The organism is Roseicyclus sediminis, from assembly GCF_025515305.1.
GTDB lineage: Bacteria > Pseudomonadota > Alphaproteobacteria > Rhodobacterales > Rhodobacteraceae > Roseibacterium > Roseibacterium sediminis.
Map to the genome: position 1 here is coordinate 23,477 of NZ_JAOPHT010000013.1, position 16,749 is coordinate 40,225.

At 68.2% G+C, this 16,749-nt stretch carries 14 protein-coding genes and 1 tRNA gene; 8 read left to right on the forward strand and 7 right to left on the reverse strand.

Annotation, left to right across the window (positions count from 1 at the left end; all coding sequences use genetic code 11):
- Nucleotides 1-4: 4 nt before the first annotated feature.
- The gene (locus N8I71_RS15300) at nt 5-958 is read left to right on the forward strand and encodes a tyrosine recombinase (protein WP_262878881.1); all 954 of its coding nucleotides are present in this window, start codon (nt 5-7) and stop codon (nt 956-958) included.
- A 54-nt stretch (nt 959-1,012) separates the two neighbouring features.
- Nucleotides 1,013-2,353, forward strand: coding sequence for an HlyC/CorC family transporter (locus tag N8I71_RS15305; RefSeq protein WP_262878882.1), 1,341 nt, complete (start codon nt 1,013-1,015; stop codon nt 2,351-2,353).
- Between the two features lie 24 nt (nt 2,354-2,377).
- On the opposite strand, the gene N8I71_RS15310 is transcribed toward N8I71_RS15305, so the two are convergent.
- Nucleotides 2,378-3,628 (reverse strand): DUF2254 domain-containing protein, encoded by a 1,251-nt coding sequence (locus N8I71_RS15310; protein WP_262878883.1) that lies wholly within the window; start codon nt 3,626-3,628, stop codon nt 2,378-2,380.
- Between the two features lie 101 nt (nt 3,629-3,729).
- On the opposite strand from N8I71_RS15310, the gene N8I71_RS15315 reads away from it, so the two are divergent.
- Entirely contained in the window at nt 3,730-6,144 is a 2,415-nt protein-coding gene (locus N8I71_RS15315) for a GcvT family protein (protein ID WP_262878884.1), read from the forward strand.
- Nucleotides 6,141-6,728, forward strand: coding sequence for a nucleotidyltransferase family protein (locus N8I71_RS15320; RefSeq protein WP_262878885.1), 588 nt, complete (start codon nt 6,141-6,143; stop codon nt 6,726-6,728). The genes N8I71_RS15315 and N8I71_RS15320 overlap by 4 nt, the downstream gene beginning before the upstream one ends.
- A gap of 20 nt (nt 6,729-6,748) precedes the next feature.
- On the opposite strand, the gene N8I71_RS15325 is transcribed toward N8I71_RS15320, so the two are convergent.
- The 5 genes from N8I71_RS15325 to N8I71_RS15345 form a co-directional block, all read right to left on the reverse strand.
- Nucleotides 6,749-6,832, reverse strand: a tRNA-Leu gene (locus N8I71_RS15325).
- Between the two features lie 49 nt (nt 6,833-6,881).
- Complete coding sequence (locus tag N8I71_RS15330; protein WP_262878886.1) at nt 6,882-8,252, reverse strand: TRAP transporter large permease; 1,371 nt, start codon at nt 8,250-8,252, stop codon at nt 6,882-6,884.
- Nucleotides 8,249-8,839, reverse strand: a complete 591-nt coding sequence (locus N8I71_RS15335) for a TRAP transporter small permease (RefSeq protein WP_262878887.1) — start codon at nt 8,837-8,839, stop codon at nt 8,249-8,251. The genes N8I71_RS15330 and N8I71_RS15335 overlap by 4 nt, the downstream gene beginning before the upstream one ends.
- A gap of 138 nt (nt 8,840-8,977) precedes the next feature.
- On the reverse strand, nt 8,978-10,066 hold the full coding sequence (locus N8I71_RS15340; RefSeq protein WP_262878888.1) for a hypothetical protein: 1,089 nt from the start codon (nt 10,064-10,066) through the stop codon (nt 8,978-8,980).
- 57 nt (nt 10,067-10,123) lie between these two features.
- Nucleotides 10,124-11,176 (reverse strand): TRAP transporter substrate-binding protein, encoded by a 1,053-nt coding sequence (locus tag N8I71_RS15345; RefSeq protein WP_262878889.1) that lies wholly within the window; start codon nt 11,174-11,176, stop codon nt 10,124-10,126.
- A gap of 361 nt (nt 11,177-11,537) precedes the next feature.
- Between N8I71_RS15345 and N8I71_RS15350 the strand changes: the two genes are divergently transcribed.
- Both N8I71_RS15350 and N8I71_RS15355 read left to right on the forward strand, forming a co-directional pair.
- Entirely contained in the window at nt 11,538-12,149 is a 612-nt protein-coding gene (locus N8I71_RS15350) for an exopolysaccharide biosynthesis protein (RefSeq protein ID WP_262878890.1), read from the forward strand.
- A gap of 80 nt (nt 12,150-12,229) precedes the next feature.
- Nucleotides 12,230-12,706 carry a disulfide bond formation protein B gene (locus N8I71_RS15355; RefSeq protein ID WP_262878891.1) on the forward strand — a complete coding sequence of 159 codons (477 nt, stop codon included), beginning with the start codon at nt 12,230-12,232 and terminating at the stop codon, nt 12,704-12,706.
- 61 nt (nt 12,707-12,767) lie between these two features.
- Here the strand turns inward: N8I71_RS15355 and N8I71_RS15360 are convergent, their stop codons facing one another.
- The gene (locus N8I71_RS15360; protein ID WP_262878892.1) at nt 12,768-13,037 is read right to left on the reverse strand and encodes an usg protein; all 270 of its coding nucleotides are present in this window, start codon (nt 13,035-13,037) and stop codon (nt 12,768-12,770) included.
- Between the two features lie 225 nt (nt 13,038-13,262).
- Here N8I71_RS15360 and gyrA point away from each other — a divergent pair, with 225 nt between their 5' ends.
- Together gyrA and N8I71_RS15370 are read left to right on the forward strand one after the other, a co-directional pair.
- Nucleotides 13,263-15,995 (forward strand): DNA gyrase subunit A, encoded by a 2,733-nt coding sequence (gene gyrA / locus N8I71_RS15365; protein ID WP_406676108.1) that lies wholly within the window; start codon nt 13,263-13,265, stop codon nt 15,993-15,995.
- A gap of 213 nt (nt 15,996-16,208) precedes the next feature.
- Entirely contained in the window at nt 16,209-16,730 is a 522-nt protein-coding gene (locus N8I71_RS15370) for a hypothetical protein (RefSeq protein ID WP_262878894.1), read from the forward strand.
- The last annotated feature ends 19 nt before the right edge of the window (nt 16,731-16,749 follow it).

Genomic DNA, 16,749 nt, shown 5'->3' on the forward strand with positions numbered 1-16,749 from the left:
GCCGATGGCCGCGCGCACCGATCTCGACTGGATCGCGGCCTTCCTCGATGCCCATGCCGCCGAACAGGGGGCGGCGCGCAACACGCTTCTGGCCTATGGGCGCGATCTGAAGGACGTTGCGGGATGGCTGACGCGAAAGGGCACCGGTTTCGTCGATGCCAACCGCGCCGAGATCGAGGACTACCTCGCCGGACAGGAGGCCGCGGGCCTTTCGGCGGCGACCCGCGCGCGGCGCCTCTCGGCACTCAGGCAGCTTTACCGCTTCGCCCATGACGAAGGCTGGCGCGAGGACAACCCCTGCCTGCAGATCCGCGGACCCGGCCGGACCCGCGCCCTGCCCTCGGTCCTCAGCGTCGAGGACGTCGACCGCATGCTCACCGCCGCGCGCGAGAGCGGCCGGACCACGGGCGACAGGCTGCGCAACACCTGCCTGCTGGAAGTGCTCTATGCCACGGGCCTTCGGGTCAGCGAGCTTGTCTCCCTGCCCGTCGCGGCGGTCCGGGGCGACCCGCGCATGTTGCTGGTGCGCGGCAAGGGCGGAAAGGAGCGGATGGTCCCGCTGTCGCCCCCCGCGCGCGAGGCGACGCGCGCCTGGCTGTCCCACCGCGACGCCGAGGCCGACCGCTTGCGCCACGAGACCGGGACACCGCCCTCGCCCTTCCTGTTTCCGTCGCGCGGGCGCGAAGGTCACTTGACGCGGGTGCGCTTCTTCACGCTGGTCAAGGAACTGGCGGCCGCCGCCGGGATCGACCCGGCCTCTGTCACGCCGCACACTCTGCGCCACGCCTTCGCGACCCATCTTCTGCAGAACGGCGCGGACCTTCGCGCGATCCAGACGCTTCTGGGCCACGCCGATATCGCCACGACCGAGATCTATACCCACATCCTCGACGAACGACTGCGCGCGCTGGTGCTGGAAAATCACCCGTTGGCGCGCGATGACGCCGGGCGCGGCTAGGTCCCCTGCCCTCGGCCCTTGCCCGGACCGTTCCGCATCCCCATAACGCAAGCCATGGACAACACCCTCTCCGAAGCGGCGACACTCGGCGCCAGCCTTTCCGACCCGTCAACCTGGATCACGGCCGGCGTGATCCTGTTCCTGCTGCTGTGTTCGGGCTTCTTCTCGGGCTCGGAAACGGCGCTGACGGCCGCCTCGCGCGGCAAGCTGCGCGCCATCGCCGACCGGGGCGAGGTCGGGGCCAAGGGCGCGGAGCGGGCGCTTGCGCTCAAGGAGGACAACGAACGCCTGATCGGCGGCGTCCTTCTCGGCAACAACCTGGTGAACATCCTCGCCACGTCGCTCGCGACCTCGCTTCTGACCGTGATCCTCGGCGAAAGCGGCGTGGCCGTGGCGACGCTGGTGATGACCGCGCTCGTGCTGATCTTCGCCGAGGTCCTGCCCAAGACCTACGCCATCAACGACCCCGAGACGACGGCGGCGCGCATCGCCCGCCCCGTCGGCGCCGTGGTCTCGGTTCTCGCCCCCATCGTCACGCTCGTGCGTGTCATCGTGCGGGGGGTGCTCCGGCTTTTCGGGGTGCGGATCGAGGCCGGCGCCAACATGCTGTCGGTGCAGGATGAGATCATGGGCGCGTTGTCCATCGGCCATTCCGAGGGCGTGGTCGAGAAGGAACACCGCGACCGCCTGCTGGGTGCCCTCGACCTGCACGAGCGCACCGTCGAGGAGATCATGCTCCACCGTTCGGGCATCGAGATGATCGACGCCGACCTGCCCGCCGGCGAGATCCTGCGGCTCTGCCTCAACAGCAACCACACCCGCCTGCCGCTCTATCGCAACCACCAGGAAAACATCGTGGGCGTCCTCCATGCCAAGGACCTTCTGCGCGCGATGCACAACCTGCTGGACGACGGCAAGGTGGAACAGGCCGAGTTCGACGGGTTCGACATCCTCAGCGTCGCGATGAAGCCCTACTTCATCCCCGAGACCACGACGCTCGACGACCAGATGCGCAACTTCCTGCGGCGCCACACGCATTTCGCGCTGGTGGTGGACGAATACGGCGCGCTGCGCGGGCTCATCACTCTCGAGGACATCCTCGAGGAGATCGTGGGCGAGATCACCGACGAATTCGACGTGCCCGACGCGCCCGTGCTGACGCCGGATGCGCAGGGCAACTACGTCGTCGACGGCTCCATGACGATCCGCGACTTCAACCGCGCGACCGACTGGACCCTGCCCGACGAGGAGGCGAACACGATCGCGGGCCTCGTGATCCACGAGGCGCAGACGATCCCGGTCGAGGGACAGTGCTTCTCGTTCCACGGTGTCCGCTTCGAAGTGGCCGAGCGCGAGAAGAACCGGCTGACGCGGCTGAAGATCCGCAGGCTCTGACGCGGGGCCGGCGCGACGGCGCCTTCAACCACGCCTGCGCGCCGCCATGAACCGCCCGAGATCGGGCCCGTGGACGAGTTGTGAGGGAACCCGCGCGCGGTGCGCTTCCGCCGCCCGTTCGGCCGCCTCCCGCAGCGGCCCGTCGCCCACCCGCGCAATATCGGCAAGCGCCCGCGACAAGGCGAGATGCACCTCCAGCGCATCGCCGGCCGACCGCGCGATCGGGTCGAAGCTCGCCTCGAAGAGCGCGTCGGCCGACACCGGCTCGATCCACACCCTGTCGTGTTCGGGGGCGTCCAGCCTTGGGGCGACGCGCGCCTCCCCGATGACATGGGACAGGCGGTGCACCACGTCGATCGCGGTGCCCGGATCGTTGACCCCGGGCGACAGCGCCCGCGTGGCGACCTCGGCAAGGACGGTGACGCAGAAGACCGGGTCCATCGCGAAGCTGCGCACGTCGTCGACCGGGATCGCGGTGCGTATGCGGCCGGCCACCTCCTTGCCCGGCGCCGTCTCGCCGGCCACGCGCGCCAGCACGTCGCCGCGCATCACGTAGCGGCCGACGGGAACCAGGACGTAGATCTCCGCGCCCAGCGCGCGGGCCTCGTGCTGCAACGCCTCCTCGAAGATCTGCTGAACATATCCGGCCCGCTTTGCACGGATGTCGGTCCCCTTCTGCGGCAGGCTCACGTCGGCGGTGAAGGGCCGTGCGCCCTGCGCGGGGTAGAGCGCCGCCTCCCGCACCGCCTCGGCCGCGCGCGCCTCCAGCTGACGAGCGGTCAGCGTCAGGCTGCCGAAGCCCTCCAGGTGCAGGATCCAGCGGATGATCGACACGATGATCGCCGCCACCACGAGAAGCGTGGTGAAGAACAGGACGACCAGCTCGCTTTCGCCGAAGACATCCGCCGCGCGCAGGATGATCGCGATCAGCGCATAGAGATACGCCCCGAGGAAGGTCGCCAGCACCGAATGGGTCAGCGTGTCCTCGCGCAGGAGGATGTGACTGCGGGGCGTCCACTGGCCCTCGGCGCGCGAAAACCCCGTCACCATGATCGTCAGCGAGAAGGTCACGACCGCCAGCATCGAGGTTGCGATGATCTGCAGGATCGTGTCGACCGCCCCCGCCCCGATCATGTCGCCCACCCCCTCCGGGATCAGCGGCCCGACCAGCGCCGCGACCGCGAGCGCGGCCATGTTGAGCACGGCGAACAGGATCACCCGCACGTGGATGCGCCGCGACTGCTGCCGCATCCATCTCAGGATCGAGCGGATCATCCATTACCTCCGTTCCGCGACAGGATATGTCGCCTTTGGGCTTGTGAAGGCGGGCCCGTCCCCGCAAGCCTGCGCCTCAACAAGGCTATCGGAGGCATCCCATGAAAACCACCACCCGGGTCTGCATCATCGGCGGCGGCGTCGTCGGATGCTCCGTCGCCTACCATCTGACCAAGCTCGGCTGGTCGGACGTGATGCTGCTGGAGCGCTCGGAACTGACGTCCGGGTCCACCTGGCACGCGGCGGGCGGGTTCCACACGCTGAACGGCGACACCAACATGGCCGCGCTGCAGGGCTACACGATCCGCCTCTACCGGGAACTGGAGGAGATCACGGGCATGTCCTGCGGCCTCCACCACGTGGGCGGCGTGACGCTGGCCGACACGCCCGAGCGGCTCGACATGATGAAGGCCGAGCGCGCGAAGCACCGCTTCATGGGGCTGGAGACCGAGATCATCGGCCCCGAGGAGATCGCGAAGATCGCGCCGGTGACGAATGTCGAAGGCATTCTCGGCGGCCTTTACGACCCGCTCGACGGCCATCTCGACCCGTCCGGCACGACCCACGCCTATGCCAAGGCCGCGCGGATGGGCGGGGCCGAGATCGTGCTCCACACCAAGGTGCTGGAGACCAATCCGCGCCCCGACGGCACCTGGGACGTGGTCACCGACAAGGGCACGATCCATGCCGAGCACGTCGTGAACGCCGGCGGCCTCTGGGCGCGCGAGGTCGGGCACATGGCGGGGATCGAACTGCCACTCCACCCGATGGAGCATCAGTATATCGTCACCGACGACATCCCCGAAATCTACGAGCGCGGGGCCGAGCATCCGCATGTCATGGACCCCGCCGGCGAGAGTTATCTCCGGCAGGAGGGGCGCGGCCTCTGCATCGGCTTCTACGAGCAGACCTGCCGCCCCTGGGCCGTCGATGGCACGCCCTGGGACTTCGGGCATGAGCTCCTGCCCGACGACTTCGACAAGATCGAGGACAGCATCGCCTTCGCCTACCGCCGCTTCCCGGTGCTGGAGCGTGCGGGCGTCAAGTCCGTGATCCACGGCCCCTTCACCTTCGCCCCCGACGGCAACCCGCTGGTCGGGCCGGTGCCGGGGCTGCGCAACTACTGGTCCGCCTGCGGTGTCATGGCGGGTTTCTCACAAGGCGGCGGCGTGGGCCTCAGCCTCGCGCAGTGGATGGTCGAGGGCGAACCCGAGCGCGACGTCTTCGCGATGGACGTGGCCCGCTTCGGCCGCTTCCTGACGCCCGGCTACACGCTGCCCAAGGTGATCGAGAACTACCAGACGCGGTTCTCCGTTTCCTACCCCAACGAGGAGCTTCCCGCCGCCCGCCCCTTCCGCGTGACGCCGATGTACGACACCTTCGATGCGATGGGCGCGGTCTGGGGCCAGCAATACGGGCTGGAGGTCGCGAACTACTTCGCGGCGCCAGGCGAGCCGCGCTACGAGACCCCGTCCTTCCGCCGCTCCAACGCCTGGGAGGCGACGGCGCGGGAGGTGCGGGCCGTGCGCGAGGGCGTCGGCATCAACGAGGTGCAGAACTTCGGGAAATACGTCGTGAAGGGCCCCCGCGCGCGCGACTGGCTCGACCGGATCATGGCGGGCCGCGTGCCGCAGCCGGGGCGCCTGTCGCTGTCGCCGATGCTGGCGCCGTCGGGCCGGATCATGGGGGATTTCACGATCACCTGCCTCGGCGATACCGAATTCCGCCTGACCGCCAGCTACGGTGCACAGGACTTCCACATGCGCTGGTTCGACGGCCACATGGAGGACGGCGTGAGCGTCGAGAACGTCTCGGACCGCATCACCGGCTTCCAGATCGCGGGACCGAAGGCGCGCGATCTTCTGCAAGATGTGACGCGCAGCGACGTGGGGCCCGACGCCTTCCGCTTCCTCGACGCCCGCCGCATGGTCATCGGCCTGTCCGAGGCGCTGGTGCAGCGCGTCAGCTACACCGGCGATCTGGGCTACGAGATCTACGTCGACGCGATGGAGCAGCGGCCGCTCTGGTCGGTGCTGTGGGAGGCGGGACAGGCCCACGGGCTGAAGCCCTTCGGGATGCGCGCGATGATGAGCCTGCGCCTCGACCGCTTCTTCGGATCGTGGATGCGGGAATTCTCGCCCGACTACACCGTGGGCGAGACCGGCCTCGACCGCTTCGTGTCGTGGAAGAAGAACGCCGATTTCGTCGGCCGCGCGGCGGCGGAGGCGGAGCGCGCGAATGGCACCGCCCGGCGGCTCTGCTCCTTCATTGTCGATGCCGGCGACGCCGACGTGGTCGCCTATGAGCCCATCTGGCATGACGGAGAGGTCGTGGGGTTCTGCACCTCGGGCGGCTATTCGCACCACGCGGGCGTATCGGTCGCGCTCGGGTTCCTTCCGGTGCACCTGATCGGGGAAGGCCGCGAGGTCGAGATCGAGATCCTGGGCGAGATGCGCCCCGCGCGGCTCGTGACCACGCCGCTCTTCGATCCCGATGGTGCCCGGATGCGGGGATGAGCGATCCCACGATCCTTCTTCTGGCCGCCGGGCGCGCGACGCGCATGCGTGGCGCGGACAAGATGCAGGAGCCGGTGCCGGCCCCCTTCGGCGACCAGCCCCTTTTGCAGGTCATGGCGCGGCGCTGCCTGCGGGCGGGGCCGACACGGGTGGTCCTCGGGCCCGGACAGGAGGCGCGGCGCGCGCTGCTCGACGGGCTGGACGTGGAGATCGTGGAGGCCCCGGAGAACGCGGGCATGGCCGCCTCCATCGTCGCGGGGGTCGCGGGGCTGAGGACGCCGGTGCTGATCGTGCTGGCCGACATGCCGGACGTCACGGCCTCGGACCTGCACCTCCTTTGCGCGCTCTCCGTGCAGGCCCCCGACGCCATCCTGCGGGCGGCCGCCGGGGACGGAACGCCGGGCCACCCGGTTCTCTTTCCCGCCGACCTTCTGCCGGAGCTCGCCACGCTGACCGGCGACACCGGCGCGCGCGAGGTGCTGTCGCGTCACGCGCCGCGTGTTCACCTCGTGCCGCTGGACGGCAATCGCGCGCTGACCGACCTCGACACGCCCGAGGACTGGGAGGCATGGCGGGCGCGCTGAGCGCGTGATGTCAGGGAAGGTGGTACCCGAGGTCGGACTCGAACCGACAAGCCTTGCGGCGGGGGATTTTGAATCCCCTGCGTCTACCATTCCGCCACTCGGGCAACGCGCCCCTGCCTAGCCCCGGCGCCCGCCTCCGTCAATCACCCGGTGCTATCCGAAAAGCATTCCCACCAGCCAGAGCGTGATGCCCGGGAACAGCACGAGGATCACGACCCGGATCAGGTCCGACGCGACGAAAGGCGCGACGCCCGCATAGGTCCGCACCATCGGGATATCGCGCGCCATGGAGTTGATGATGAAGAGGTTCATGCCCACAGGTGGCGTGATCAATCCCACCTCCACCACGATCAGCGCGAGGATGCCGAACCAGATCGCCGCCTCCTCGGGGCTGAGCGGACGGCCCAGCACCACGAAGTCGAGCGACATGATGATCGGGAAGAAGATCGGGATCGTCAGCAGGATCATCGACAGCGAATCCATGACGCAGCCGAAGATCAGGTAGGCCACCAGCATGATCGCCAGCACCATGAGCGGCGCGTAGCCCGACGCCTCGATCCACGTCACGAGGAGGTCGGGCGCTCGGGTGAGCGCGAGGAAGGAATTGAACAGCTTCGCCCCCCAGACGATGAAGAAGATCATCGCCGTCGCCTGTGCCGTCGCGAGCACGCTGTCGAGGAACCCCTGCCACGTCAGCCCGCGCGTGAAGATGCCGTAGAGCCCCGTGGCCACCGCGCCCACCGCCGCGCCTTCTGTCGGCGTGAAGAGCGCCTGAACCCCGCTTTGCGTCCAGTCCCAGTCGGCGGCGATCCCGCCCATGACGAGGCCGAAGATCACGACGACGGGCCAGATCCGCGCCAACGTGCGGAACCGCTGCGCGTAGGGCACCCGGTCGGCGGTGGTGGCGGCGTTCGGGCGAACCCGGACGTAGATGGCGACGGCGAGGATGTAGCCCAGCGCGGCGAGGATGCCGGGCACGATGGCGGCCACGAACATCTTCACGATGTTCTGCTCGGCGAGGATCGCGTAGATCACGAGGATGATCGAGGGCGGGATCAGGATGCCGAGCGTGCCGCCGGCCGCCAGCACCCCCGTCGACAGCGCGTCGGAATAGCCGCGCTTGCGCATTTCGGGCAAGGCCACCTGCCCCATCGTCGAGGCCGTGGCCAGCGACGACCCGCAGATCGCGCCGAAGCCCGCGCAGGCCCCGACCGAGGCCATCGCCACGCCCCCCTTGCGGTGGCCCAGCCAGTCCGATGCCGCCTGGAACAGCGCGCCCGACATGCCGGACTTCGTGGCGAACTGCCCCATCAGAAGGAACAGCGGCACGATCGACAGGTTGTAGTCCTTGAACGTGTCGTAGGTCAGCGACTTCAGCTGCGCGAGCGCGGGGCTGGGACGGCCGAGCACGATCCAGCTTCCGACGAAGCCCGTCACCGCCATCGCCACGCCGATGGGCACCCGCAGGAAGATCGCCCCAAGCATCAGCCCGAAGGCCGCAAGCGCAAGTTCGAGGCCCGTCACGGGTTCTGCTCCATGCCTTCGATCGTCCAGTTGAGCGACCGCCATACGGTATAGAGCGAGATCAGAAAGAACAGGGCCATGCCGAGAAAGGCGAGGCCGTAGGGAATCCAGACCGGCAGCTCCAGCTCGTAGGTCGTCTCTGGGAAGAACGGGCGCGAGCCCATGCCGAGCGCGGCGCGCAAACCGTCCGAGCCATATGGAAACTTCTCGCCGAACCCGGCCCAGAGCCGCCAGGCCATCACGAAGGAGACCAGCGTGATCAGGACATCGCCCAGCAGCCCGGAAAAGGCCTTGGCCCGGTAGGGCAAGGCCTGCACGACCACATCGACGGCGACGTGCCCGCGCTTGAGCTGGCACCACGGCAGGAAGGCGCAGACCGCGATCACGCAGCCAAGCTCGACCAGCTCGTAGTCGCCGCGCACGGGACGGAAGAAGGCGAAGCCGTCGAACTGCCGCCCGATGATCGAGACGCAGACCATCACCGCGACCAGCACGAGGACCACGCCGCCGGCATAGGCCAGCCAGCGTGCAAGACGCTCGACGGCGCGGCCTGTCGCGGCCTCGGCTCTGGGGGCGATCGGGCTCATGTCAGACGCGGTCCGGTGCTGCCATCGCTCACGGCGCGGCCGTCCGGCCGGGATTTGCGTCCGGGCGGCCTCCCCTCCGCCCGGACCGGAGGTGGGGCGTCGGGTGGTCCCGTGCGCCACTCGCTCCCTCCGAAACCATCAACACGGCACCTCTCCCTCTTCCAGGTAGCTCAGCGCCATCAGGAGATAGGCGGTGCCCCAGATCAACTCGGACCGGTCGGCGAAGCGCCTGGGGCGATTGAAACACCCATCCACCAGCCGCCCCGTCGGTCGCACATGTTCTGCCAGACCCTCGATCATCGGCGCAAGATGCCGTGTGAAGGCCCGGGCCTCGGTATTGGGGTCGCTGACGGCCATGCGCGCAAGTTGTTCTACAACAATTGCGGCGGCCGAGGTATCGCGCGGGCCTTCCGGATCGTCGAAATCCCAGGGCGGCACGGCGTTGCCCACGCGCCCCTCCCAGTAGCCCCAGAGCCTGCGCGCGGCGTCGCGGTAGCGCGTCTCGCCGTATTCCTGCCAGCCGCGGAGGAACCCCGCGATGGCCCAGGCCTGCCCCCTGCTCCAGCAGCTGTCGTCGTGGACGCCCAGAAGCGTGAAGTGGCGCAGGATGCGATCCTCGGTCTCGTGGTATTCGAGGAACTCGACGGTGGAGCCATCGGCGCGGATGAAGTCGCGGATCGTGAGGTCGAGCATCCGCTTCGCGCCCTCCTCGAACACCGGATCGCCCGTCTCGGGGCCCGCCCAGAAGTCGAGGCGCAGGTTCGGGTGCACGTTGTCGACGGCCACGATCCGGCGCGAGGCGAGCGTGGTGGACTTCACCTGCACCTCGTGGCCGATCGGCATGGCGCCGTTCTGCGGGATCGCCATCGAGCGCACCGCATAGGCGGCCGCGAGCGCGAGCGTGCGCAGCCGCGCATCGCCGGTCTCGGCATGAAGCCGCGCGGCGGAGTAGTAGAAGCGGTGGCCGCGGAACTGGTCGTCCTTCTCCAGCTTCGGGCGCAGCCGCTCGGTCCGGTCGCGCGCCTCCTCGATAAGCTCGGGGCGCCCCTCCAGACGTCCGGCGATGCGCAGGCATTCGACCCAGTGGCCGCCGCACCAGTCGCCGTCATCGACCGTTTCCCATTGCCCGGTCTCGGGATCTGCGTGATAGGGCCATGCCTCGCCGATCTGGGCCCGCGTCTCGTCGACGCGCGCCAGAAGCGCGGAGAGAAGTCCGTGGCTGTCCAAATCGCGCCCCCGGTCAGGGCGGCCCCGGTCCCCGTGAGAGGACCGGGGCCCGCCGGATCAGTTGTCGGAGTATTGCGCCACGAGCGCACGAGCATCATCGACGAGCTGTTGCCCGTCGAGACCGAGGCCGTTCATCTCCTCGATCCAGCGCTGCGTGACCTCCTCGCCCACGGCGCGCAGTTCGGCCACCACGTCGTCGCTCAGCGTCACGATGGTGTTGCCCCGTTCCCGGATCGCGGTCTCGGCGAGGTCGTCGCCCTCGTCCATCGCGCGGCCGGCCCATGCCGAGGTCTCGACACCGGAGTTCGCGTCGATCACGGCGCGCAGGTCCTCGGGCAGGCTGTTGTAGGTGTCGGGGTTCATGCCCCAGATGAAGAACGTGTTGTAGAGCGCACGGTCCCCGCCGATCTGGGTGTGGTTCTGGGCCAGTTCCTCGACCCGCAGGGCCGGCACCACCTCCCACGGGATCACGCCACCATCGACCGTGCCGCGGCTCAGCGCCTCGGGGAAGGCCGGGACGGGCATGCCGACCGGCGTCGCGCCCAGTTCCTCCAGCAGCGCATTGGCCATGCGGCTGGGCCCGCGCAACTGCAGGCCGTCGAAGTCGGCGATCGACTCGATCGGCGCGTTGGTGGTGTGGATCACGCCCGGCCCGTGGACGTGCACGGCGATGAGATGGATGTCGTTGAAACGCTCCTGCAGGTGCTCCTGCGTGTAGTCCCAGGCCGCGCGGCTCGACGCTTCGGCCGACATCGAGGTCATGAACGGAAGTTCGAACGCCTCGGCCTCGGGGAAACGTCCGGGCGTGTAGGCGGGAATGGTCCAGCCGCAGTCGATCACGCCGTCGCGGATCTGGTCGTAGAGCGCCGGCGGCGCGCCGCCGAGCTGCATCGCCGGATAGATCTCGACGTCGATGCGGCCACCCGAGTCGGCCTCGATCTTCTCGGCCCAGGGCACGATGAAGAAGCGCGGGACCGAGCCCATCGGCGACAGGAAGTGCTGGCAACGGAGCGTGACCTCGGCCTGGGCGCTTGCGGCCCCGGTTCCGACGGCCAGCGTCGCGGCCGCGACCGCGGCGGCGAGCGCCACCGGCTTGAACGTGTTCGTCATGTCTTTCCTCCCTGTGGGCCTCCAAGCGTCATGTCTGCGCCGGTTGGCCCGCACGATTTGTACTGTTTTTCGAACGGGTGCCGCAGTCCGGCGGCGTGCGTTCCGCGCATCATCCTTAACCAAGGCCCTGCGACTGTCACCCGTTTTTTGTGCGCTGTGGGAACCGTGCCCGGATGTCGGCGCCCGAACCCGGACGCGCGACCAGGCCACGAGAAACAAGGCCGACCGCAACATGCAATTCGGCCATTCGGCGGGATTGCGGCCCCCGGTGTCGAAGGGCCGCTGGCATGGGCGGGTTTCATTTGCTAGGCGGGGCACGGAACCAAGCATGCGCCCTGTGCGCTCAGGAGACACCCGCACGATGGCGCAGTCCAACGAGGCCGTGACGATTTCCCGGCGGCTCAGCAAGCTGGCGGAAGACGCCGAGAGCGAAACAGTCACCCTCGATTGGGTCCTGGAGCAGCTCCACGAACGCGCTTTCGGCCTGTTTCTTCTGGTGCTTGCCCTGCCCTGCTGCATCCCGTTCCTCTACGGCATCCCCCAGATCGTCGCCCTGCCGCTCATGTTCATCTCGGTGCAGATGCTGCTGGGGCGAGACGTGCCGTGGCTGCCCCGGAAACTGGGGGCGCGAACCGTGACGCAGGACGCCCTTCGCAACCTGGCCCGGCGCGCGGAGCCGTGGCTGCGGCGCATCGAGGCCGTCAGCCGCCCGCGGCTTGCGGCGATGACCCGAACGCCGCTCGACCGTGTCGTGGGCCTGGCGCTGGTGGTGTTCAGCGCGTCGATCCTCGTCCCGCTTCCCGGCACCAACACCGTGCCGGGCATCGCCGTCGTGATCGTCTCCATGGGCCTGCTGCAGCGTGATGGCATCCTGGTCATTCTGGGCGCCCTGCTCGGCACGGCATGGATCGCGTCGCTGGTGTTCGCCGGGGCGAGCCTCGTACGCCTGATCGCGGGGTGGATCGGGGTTTGAGCGGGCCTCTCCGTCAGGCCTTGCAACCTACGCGCGTTTCTTGGACACCATCCCTGTGATGACCCCCTGAGGGAAACCCGATGCTGACCCGTCGCAACCTGATGATCCTTGCCGGACTGGGCTCGGCCTCCATGCTGCTCGCGGCCTTCGCGTTCCAGTATATCGGTGGGCTGGCGCCCTGCGCGATGTGTCTGTGGCAGCGCTGGCCGCACGCGGCGGCGGTGGTGATCGGCGCGGTGGGCGCGGTCGTTCCGGCGGCGGCGCTGGCGTGGTTCGGTGGTCTGACGATGCTCGGGAACGCCGGCATCGCGCTCTATCACACCGGGGTGGAACGCGACTGGTGGGAGGGACCGACGAGTTGCACGGGCGGCGGCGGGGATCTGGGGTCGATGGACATGTCCGACCTCCTCAACCCCGACGTGGGCGGCGGGATCGTCATGTGCGACCAGGTCGCCTGGGAAATGTTCGGCCTGTCCATGGCGTCGTGGAACGGGATCGCCTGCCTCGTGCTGGCGGGCATCTGGATCATCGCGGCGACCCGGCCCCGCACTGCGTGAGCGCGCGCGGGACAGGCCGGAATTTCCGGCCCGGTTTCGCCGGTGATACCGCCCTGCCGCGTCAGTGGTAGCTGAAGGTCCCCGTCACGTTCCGCCATTCTCCCGGGCTGATCATCTTGCGATGCACGAAGCGCACCGAGTGCAGCGGCCCCTCGATCTTCTCCTGCCAGAACTCGATGAATCCGAAGAGCTTCGGGTAATCCGGCGCCAGGTCGTAGTCCTGCCAGACGAAGGTATTGAGAACGTTGCGGTAGTCCGGCATCCGGTAGACCATCTCGGCGGTGGTCAGCCCGTAGCCCTTCAGCATCAGCTCGGTCTCGCTCTTGCCCATGCGGCACCTCTTGCGTTGCCCCTTCCTGCTACAAGAGTGCCACCGATTCTCTAAAAATCAACGAAAACAGTATATTGGCACTCTGTCCGCGCGGCTGCCAAGTCATGTGGCCCGCAGCCATTGCACACCATATCCCGCGTCCGTATACTGTGGCCCAACAAGATATAGACACTCTGACGACCCGGGGCCGAGCCATTGACCGACACGCCAGAACCTCCTGAAAACATGGACGAAACGCCGCCCGGCCCGCCGTCCTACTCGGGGCCGACGATCGATATCGCGGCGGAGATGAAGGCTTCCTTCATCGACTACGCGATGAGCGTGATCATCTCCCGCGCGATTCCGGACCTGCGCGACGGACTGAAACCCGTGCACCGACGCATCCTGTTCGCCATGCACGAGACCGGGAACACGCACGAGAAGGCCTACCGCAAGTCGGCACGCCCCGTGGGCGACGTCATGGGCCAGTACCACCCGCACGGGGACAGCGCGATCTACGACGCGCTGGTTCGGATGGCGCAGAGCTTCTCGATGTCGCTGCCCCTGCTCGACGGCCAGGGCAACTTCGGATCCATGGACGGGGACAACCCCGCGGCCATGCGCTACACCGAGGTGCGGATGGCGCCGCCCGCCGCCTACATGCTGGCCGACATCGACAAGGACACGGTCGATTTCCAGGACAACTACGACGGCAAGCAGCAGGAGCCGACGGTCCTCCCCGCGCGCTTTCCCAACATGCTGGTCAACGGCGCGGGCGGCATCGCCGTCGGCATGGCCACGAACATCCCGCCGCACAACCTCGGCGAGGTCATCGACGCCTGCCAGGCGCTGATCAAGGACCCGGACCTGTCGTCCGAACAGCTGATCGAGTATGTCCCCGCCCCCGATTTCCCCACCGGCGCGCTGATCCTCGGCCGGTCCGGCGCCCGCAAGGCCTATCTCGAGGGGCGCGGCAGCGTGGTCATCCGCGCCAGGACCCACGTGGAGGAGGTGCGCAAGGACCGCTACGCCATCGTCGTCGACGAGATCCCCTACCAGGTGAACAAGGCCTCGATGATCGAGCGGATCGCCGACCTCGTGCGCGAGAAGAAGCTCGAGGGCATTTCGGGCGTGGCGGACGAAAGCGACCGCGTCGGCGTCCGCGTGGTGATCGAGCTCAAGCGAGACGCGACGCCGGAGGTGGTGCTGAACCAGCTGTTCCGCTTCACCCAGATGCAGACGAGTTTCGGCTGCAACATGCTGGCCCTGAACGGCGGCAAGCCCGAGCAACTCACGTTGCGCGGCTTTCTCACCGCGTTCCTCGACTTCCGCGAGGAGGTGGTGGCACGCCGCACCGCCTTCGAGCTGAACAAGGCCCGTGACCGGGCGCACGTGCTCTGCGGCTTGGCCGTCGCGGTCTCGAACGTGGACGAGGTGGTGCGGACCATCCGGGCCTCGGCCGACGCTGGGGAAGCGCGCGAAAAGCTGATGACGCGGCGCTGGCCCGCCGAGGAGATCCTGCCGTTCATCAAGCTGATCGACGATCCGTCCCACAAGGCCAACGACGACGGGACCTACAATCTCTCCGAGACGCAGGCCCGCGCGATCCTCGATCTGCGGCTGCAGCGCCTGACGCAGCTGGGCGTGAAGGAAGTCACGGACGAGCTGGAAGAGCTGGCCGAGAAGATCAAGGACTACCTCGCCATCCTCGCCAGCCGCGAGCGTATCTTGCAGATCATCTCCGACGAACTGGCCGAGGTGCGCGAGAAATTCGCCGTTCCGCGCCGCACCGAGATCACCGAGTGGTCCGGCGACATGGAAGACGAGGACCTGATCGAGCGCGAGGACATGGTCGTCACGATCACTCAGGGCGGTTACATCAAGCGCACGCCGCTTGCCGATTTCCGGGCGCAGCGCCGGGGCGGAAAGGGGCTTTCGGGCGGCGCGCTGAAGGAGGACGACGTGGTCACGTCGCTCTTCGTGGCCAACACGCATACGCCGCTTCTGGTCTTCACGACGTCGGGCATGGTCTACAAGCTGAAGACTTGGCGCCTGCCGCTGGGCTCGCGGGCGTCGCGCGGCAAGGCCATCGTCAACATCCTGCCCATCGACACCGGCACCGGCATCGCCGCCGTCATGCCCGTCGATCGGGACGAGGATCACTGGGACGAACTGCAGATCGTCTTCGCCACCTCCGAGGGCGAGGTGCGGCGCAACGCGCTTTCCGATTTCACCAACGTCATGCGCAACGGCAAGATCGCCATGCGCCTGCCCGAGGACGGATCGGTCAGCCTGGTGAACGCGCGCATCTGCTCGGAGGCCGATGACGTGATGCTGGTGACCGCGGGCGGCCGCGCCATCCGCTTCCCCACGACCGACGTGCGCGTCTTCAAGGGCCGCGATTCGACCGGTGTGCGGGGCATCCGCCTTGCCGGCAATGACCGCGTCGTCTCGATGGCCGTGATCCGCCATTTCGAGGCCGATCCCCAGGAACGCGCCGCCTACCTCAAGCAGCGTCGCCTCATGGCGGGCGCCCCCGAGGAGGAAATCGACACCGACGAGGAGGAAGCCGTGGCCGAGGGTCAGCTCTCGCCCGAGCGGTATGCCGAGATGTCGGCGGCCGAGGACCTCATCCTCACCATCACCGCGAACGGGTCGGGCAAGCTTTCGTCCAGCCACGACTACCCGGTGCGCGGTCGCGGCGGCCAGGGCGTCGTGGCGATGGACAAGGCCATGCGTGGCGGCCCGCTGGTGGCCTGTTTCCCGGTCGAGAGCGGCGACCAGATCATGCTGGCGACCTCCACGGGCCAGTCGATCCGCGTGCCGGTCGACGGGATCTCGTTCCGGTCACGCTCGGCCGGCGGGGTCAAGGTGTTCGACACCGGCCGCGGCGAAGAGGTCGTCTCGGTCGCCTGGATCGCCGACCAGGGCGAAACCGACGAGGCAGAACCTTCCCCGGAGGCGCCCGGCGAGGGCTGAGACCTATCGAAGCCGCCCGCGGCCCTTGTGACGGCCGCGGCGGTTTCGTTAACGATTACGGCGGATTAAGGCGTCGGTGACACCGATAAATCCGCATTTTGGCGCAAACCGTCCCAATTGGAGTCGGTTTGCGCGGGCAGGTTCCGGACCATGCCCGCCGCGACCCGTTCGCTGCAGGCGAGCCCTGCAACGAACGAATCGGATCCACGCCCCATGCAGACTGCCAACTCGCAGAAGGTGACGTTGAGCTTTGCCGCGCAGACCACGATGCGCATGCTGATCGCTTCCCATTTCATCGCCGCCGCCGCGGGTTCGATTCCCGGTGCCGATATCTCCGCGCTGTTTTCCTCCTTCCTGCCCGGGCGGTTGGCGGAAATCGTCGGCGGAAGCCTGGTGTTCCTGCTGGGCGTTATGGTCATGCTCGGAACCCATACCCGGATCGCCGCGCTGCTTCTGGGCCTCATCACCTTCTACGCGAGTTACGTCGAACTCATCAGCGTCGGCGGCACCGAGGTGCTGGGCGCCTTCTGGCGGGACATGGCACTCGTTGCGGCGCTCATGCTGACCTACAGCTGCGATGGTTGCAGCGCGCGCCGGATCGCGCCCGGCCCGCTGGACCTGCGCCGCATTCCGCGCACCAGGCCGCGGGACGGGCAGACCGGCGGCGCGCTGGCGCCGATCACGGCACGCAGCCACGCGCCGCGGCCGGGCACGCCGGATATCGACCCCGTCTGACACCGCCCGGCCCCGGCCC

Bases quoted from the DNA above. Each gene is read 5' to 3' on its own strand.
- N8I71_RS15300 (WP_262878881.1), top strand. From the start codon at position 5: ATGGCCGCGCGCACCGATCTCGACTGGATCGCGGCCTTCCTCGATGCC.
- N8I71_RS15305 (WP_262878882.1), top strand. From the start codon at position 1,013: ATGGACAACACCCTCTCCGAAGCGGCGACACTCGGCGCCAGCCTTTCC.
- N8I71_RS15310 (WP_262878883.1), bottom strand. From the start codon at position 3,628: ATGATCCGCTCGATCCTGAGATGGATGCGGCAGCAGTCGCGGCGCATC.
- N8I71_RS15315 (WP_262878884.1), top strand. From the start codon at position 3,730: ATGAAAACCACCACCCGGGTCTGCATCATCGGCGGCGGCGTCGTCGGA.
- N8I71_RS15320 (WP_262878885.1), top strand. From the start codon at position 6,141: ATGAGCGATCCCACGATCCTTCTTCTGGCCGCCGGGCGCGCGACGCGC.
- N8I71_RS15335 (WP_262878887.1), bottom strand. From the start codon at position 8,839: ATGAGCCCGATCGCCCCCAGAGCCGAGGCCGCGACAGGCCGCGCCGTC.
- N8I71_RS15345 (WP_262878889.1), bottom strand. From the start codon at position 11,176: ATGACGAACACGTTCAAGCCGGTGGCGCTCGCCGCCGCGGTCGCGGCC.
- N8I71_RS15350 (WP_262878890.1), top strand. From the start codon at position 11,538: ATGGCGCAGTCCAACGAGGCCGTGACGATTTCCCGGCGGCTCAGCAAG.
- N8I71_RS15355 (WP_262878891.1), top strand. From the start codon at position 12,230: ATGCTGACCCGTCGCAACCTGATGATCCTTGCCGGACTGGGCTCGGCC.
- N8I71_RS15360 (WP_262878892.1), bottom strand. From the start codon at position 13,037: ATGGGCAAGAGCGAGACCGAGCTGATGCTGAAGGGCTACGGGCTGACC.
- gyrA (WP_406676108.1), top strand. From the start codon at position 13,263: ATGGACGAAACGCCGCCCGGCCCGCCGTCCTACTCGGGGCCGACGATC.
- N8I71_RS15370 (WP_262878894.1), top strand. From the start codon at position 16,209: ATGCAGACTGCCAACTCGCAGAAGGTGACGTTGAGCTTTGCCGCGCAG.